Origin of the sequence: uncultured Flavonifractor sp., from assembly GCF_944387675.1 — a bacterium.
Lineage (GTDB): Bacteria > Bacillota > Clostridia > Oscillospirales > Oscillospiraceae > Flavonifractor.
Window position 1 is genome coordinate 1 of sequence record NZ_CALXFV010000134.1, and the last position, 4805, is coordinate 4805.

At 62.4% G+C, this 4805-nt stretch carries 2 protein-coding genes and 2 pseudogenes; all 4 read left to right on the forward strand.

All coding sequences use genetic code 11. The features are described 5' to 3' along the window. Window positions 1-938 (forward strand): annotated as a pseudogene (locus Q0J74_RS10400) (hypothetical protein); the annotation flags it as partial. Between the two features lie 31 nt (window positions 939-969). Beyond that, a complete protein-coding gene (locus tag Q0J74_RS10405; protein WP_297214363.1) occupies window positions 970-1749 on the forward strand; it encodes a sulfite exporter TauE/SafE family protein in 780 nt (259 codons plus the stop codon). A 169-nt stretch (window positions 1750-1918) separates the two neighbouring features. Further along, window positions 1919-4228: an S-layer homology domain-containing protein gene (locus Q0J74_RS10410; protein WP_297214361.1), complete on the forward strand. Its 2310-nt coding sequence runs from the start codon at window positions 1919-1921 to the stop codon at window positions 4226-4228. A gap of 124 nt (window positions 4229-4352) precedes the next feature. Beyond that, window positions 4353-4805, forward strand: a pseudogene (locus Q0J74_RS10415) (proline--tRNA ligase); the annotation flags it as partial.

Here is a 4805-nt window from a genome sequence, read left to right on the forward strand (position 1 = left end):
CCCAGGGCAACCCCTACGGCGGCTACTCCGGCGGCTACAAGCACTGCGCCACCGGCATCTCCCACTGGCGGAGCATCTCCGCCCACCACGTCCCCCAGGTCATGCACCAGCCCGACTTCGTACCCGTGTCCACCAACAGCGTGATGCGGGGCAAGTTCGACCAGCAGGGCATGCTGATGGAAGAGAAGATGGGCAAGAAGTTCTTCTGCTGCGACGCGGTGCTGGACACCAAGTCCCGCCAGATCGAGATCAACTCCGGCTGGGCCAAGGAGATGCAGCCCATCTCCTGGAAGATGGCGGACAAGCGGACCTACGTCCACTGGGCGGAGAAGAAGTACGACATCGTGGTGTTCGGTATGCCCACCAACTTCCACTACGGCAACGGCATGGGGACCAACCCCATCCAGATGATGCAGGCCCTGTCCGCCCAGGTCATCCGCCACAAGCGGATTCTGTCCGACCGGTGCGTGTTCATCGTCTCCTCCATCTGCGACGGGTACTTCCACGACGAGCGCTGGCCCTACCTGCGGGAGCTGTATGATCTGTTCCAGCACGACTACATGAACATCCTGCCCGACATGAACCGGTACGGCGAGTACTTCGCCACCAACCAGGAGTACATCCGCAAGTACCGCTTCGCCAACGCCTTCCACCCCTTCCACGGCTTCTCCATGATGAGCTGCGGCCACATCGCCGAGATGAACACCTCCGCCATCTACATCGTGGGCGCCCGGGAGCCGGGCATCGCCCGTGGCATGGGCCTCAAGACCCGGGCCACCTTCGAGGAGGCCCTCCAGGACGCCATGAAGAAGTACACCGGTCCCAACCCCAACATCCTGGCCCTGCCCAAGACCTTTACCACCGCGGCGGTCCACCTGTGCATGAAGGACCCCGCCCTCAACTCCGCCCCCATCAGCGGCTGCCCCTGCGGAGGCTAATCTGTAGAAAGAAGGCGCTGCCTTGCAGTATGTGATTTATTTCCTCATCGCCATCGGGGCTACCACCGTGGGTTCCCTGACGGGGATGGGCGGAGGCGTCATCATCAAGCCGCTGATGGACGTGCTCCACGACTTCGACGTGCAGACCATCGGGGTGATCTCCTCCCTCACCGTGTTCTCCATGTCGGTGGTATCCATCGGCAAGCAGATGCTGGCCAAGACCAAAATCCCCTTCGGCACCGCCATTCCCCTGGCTCTGGGCTCGGTGGTGGGGGGGCTGGCGGGGGAGAAGCTGCTCCACGCCATTGTGGAAGTTCTCCAGGCCAACTCCGCGGTGACGGTGGTGCAGAACGTGGTGCTGTCCCTGCTCATCCTGGCGGTGTTCCTCTACATGAAGAACAAAAGCCACATCCCCAGCAAGCATCTGGAGGGGGTGGTGGTGTCCCTGCTGGTGGGCGTCTTCCTGGGCATCTGTTCCTCCTTCCTGGGCATCGGCGGCGGCCCCATCAACGTGGCCCTCATCATCTACCTGTTCTCCTTTGACACCAAGTCGGCCACGGTGTGCTCCCTGGTGACCATCCTGTTTGCCCAGATCTCCAAGCTGGGGACGGTGGCCCTCACCACCGGCTTCGGGATCTACGACCTGTCCATCGCGCCGGTGATGATCGTGGGCGCCATTGCCGGCGGGTTCATCGGCGCCAGCCTGAACAAGAAAATCTCCGAGACGGCTGTGGAGAAAGCCTTCAACGCCGTGCAGCTGCTGGTGCTGGCCATTGCCGTATTCAACATTGTCCGCAATCTGGCGGCCTGAGGGCAGCTGGGCGCAAAAAGAGGCTGTCGAAAAAGCGGCTCCGCCGCTTTTTCGACAGCCTCAGGCGTCGGGGGACTCCCCGGCGCCTTTTTGCTGTTGCTTTTTCCATGGGGAGCCGTTATAATTTAGGGTAGTTATGGAAACCGACCGACACAATGGAGGGACAAGTATGAACGGGAAGCGATTTCTGGCCGGGCTGCTGACGGCCGTTATGACCATCTCCCTGCTGACGGTATCCGCCGGGGCCGTCACGTTTTCCGACATGACCAACCACTGGGCCAAAGCCGACGTGGAGTACCTGGCCACTCTGGGGGTGGTCAACGGCACCAGCGCCACCACCTTCACCCCTGACCGGGCCATGACCGCCTGCGAGGCGGTGATCTTCTGCTCCCGGGCCACCGGTGTGTCCGACGTGGACAAGGCCGCCATCTCGGAAGTGTGGGCGGACACGCTGGAGGAGATCATGCCGGAGTCCCTGTACTCCTGGGCGGGGGAAGAGATGGCGGTGTGTCTGGAGACGGGCATCATTTCGGAGACCGAGCTGCGGTCTCTGGCCCAGTCCGACGGACTGGTGAAATCCATCAGCCGGGAGACCCTGGCCATGTACTTGGTGCGGGCCATGCAGCTGGAGCCGCTGGCCAAGAGCCTGACCAGCTACCCGCTGAACTTTGCCGACACCGCCTCCATCTCCGGGGTGCTCCAGCCCTATGTGTACGTACTCAACAGCTACGGGATTGTGGAGGGGGACCAGTACAACCAGTTCCTGCCCAGCCGTTCCCTCACCCGGGCGGAGATGGCGGTGATGCTCCGCCGGACGCTGGACTTTATGGAGGAGCGGGGCCTGTACGCCGAGCTGCCCGCCTACACCGATTACGCCTGGACAGGCGGTACCATCGCCGCGGTGACCGCCGGGGGCAGCGGCAGCACTCTGCTCACCCTGGACAGTGAGCTGACCGGCACCAACACCGTCTCCCTGGCCTCCGACGTGAAGATTTATGAAAACAACATGCTCTCCGATACCTCCGCCCTGCGGGTAGGTCAGTATGCCCGGGTCAACCTGAGCAAGACCGGCGCGGCCGAATCGGTGCGCCTGGGCGGTACCCTCACTGTTCTGAGCGGCACGGTGAGCAGCATCACCCAGGACCGGATGAGCCTGGTGGCGGAGGGTGTGACCCGCAGCCTGGCCATTGACCGGTTTACCGCCGTGCAGGTGGGGAGCAAGACCGGCGGGGCGGAGCTGATCGACCTGGCGGCGGGCTACACCACCGCCCAGTGCTATGTGGACGCCATGGGCCACCTGGCGGGAGTCAAGCTCTCCGGCGGCAGCCGCAGCGCAGAGGGCATTCTGGTCTCCGTGGCGGAGGCCGCCGACGGCCAGAGCCTCCAGATCTCCTCCTTCAACGGGGAGAGCCAGCGCTACACCCTGCCCGTGGGCGCAGGCGTCACCGTCAACGGTGTGGCGGGCAGCCTGAGCGCCTCTCATGCGGGGGACTATGTGAGCATGCGGGTGGACAACGAAAACGCCAACCGCCTGGTGAGCATCTCGGTGGATACCGTCACCCAGTATGTCCAGGGTGTGGTGAACAACTATACCTATGCCAAGGCCGTCAATACCATCACCATCGGCAAGGTGGGTTCCAGCACCTCTGAGACCTACGACATCGCCGCCAACGCGGTGGTGCGCTACAACGGCACAGAGATCGCCCTGAAGGAACTGGAGAAGAACAGCTACGCCACCGTGCGCCTGTCCGGCGGCCAGGCGGCGGAGATTGACGCCTGGCCCGGCTCCACCACCACCGAGGGAGTGATCGACTCCATTACCTACGGCACCCCCACTATCCTGGCGGTGGAAACCGCCGGCGGCGGCGTGGTGACCTTTGAGCTGGACCTGAACAACCTGCCTTCGGTGTACCGGGACGGTAAGAGCAGTTCCATTGACAAGATCCGCAGCGGGGACGCCATCACCGTCACCGTGCGCTACAACCAGGTGGCCACCCTGGAGACCACCAGCCAGAGCGCCAACGTCACCGGCACCATCACCCGGGTGGTGCAGGACACCTCCGGCGTTACCATTGACGTACAGCTCACCGACGGCACTACCGCCTCCTACACAGTGGCGGAGGGGGTGTCGGTGACGCAGGACGGCGCCGCCATCTCCCCCTATTCCCTCAAGCCCAACGACAAGGTGGCCATGGTAGTCAGCGGAAGCCAGGTCATTTCCATTGAGGTGGACGAGGGTACCAGCTCCAGCACCCAGCTCAACGGTACGGTACTGCTCCCCAACACCACGGAGCGGACCCTGATGATCCAGCTGGACAACGGCACGGTGCTGACGGTAGATGTGTCGGACGCCAACTTCACCAGCACCTCCGGCAGCAGCACCTCCCTGGGCCGGCTGAACGCCGGGGACACGGTGCAGGTCTACGGTAGCTACTCCGGGGCCAAGTTTGTGGCTACCCTGGTGCTGAAAATCGGATAAGAACGGCGGAAAGGGGACCCGGATCAGGCCGATCCGGGTCCCTTGCTCTTGACTTTTGGACGGCGAGTGCATAAAATAGGGAGAACCCATGTAGTATTTTTTGATAAAGGATTGAGATAGAGTTATGGCACAGGACAAAAAGCAGGTGGAACAGATCACCGATATGGAGGTGGACTTTGCCAAGTGGTTCACCGACGTGTGCAAGAAGGCGGAGCTGATTGATTACTCCTCCATCAAGGGCATGTTTATCCTCCGGCCCTACGGCTACGCCATCTGGGAGAATTTCCAGAAGATTCTGGACGAGAAGTTTAAGGAGACCGGCCACGAGAACGTGTACCTGCCCATGCTGATCCCAGAGAGCCTGCTCCAGAAGGAGAAGGACCACGTGGAGGGCTTTGCCCCCGAGTGCGCCTGGGTAACCATGGGCGGCAGCGAGAAGCTGGAGGAGCGCTACTGCATCCGCCCCACCTCCGAGACCCTGTTCTGTGAGCACTATGCCAACATCATCCACTCCCACCGGGACCTGCCCAAGCTGTACAACCAGTGGTGCTCCGTGCTGCGGTGGGAGAAGACCTCC

Bases quoted from the DNA above. Each gene is read 5' to 3' on its own strand.
- Q0J74_RS10410 (WP_297214361.1), top strand. From the start codon at position 1,919: ATGAACGGGAAGCGATTTCTGGCCGGGCTGCTGACGGCCGTTATGACC.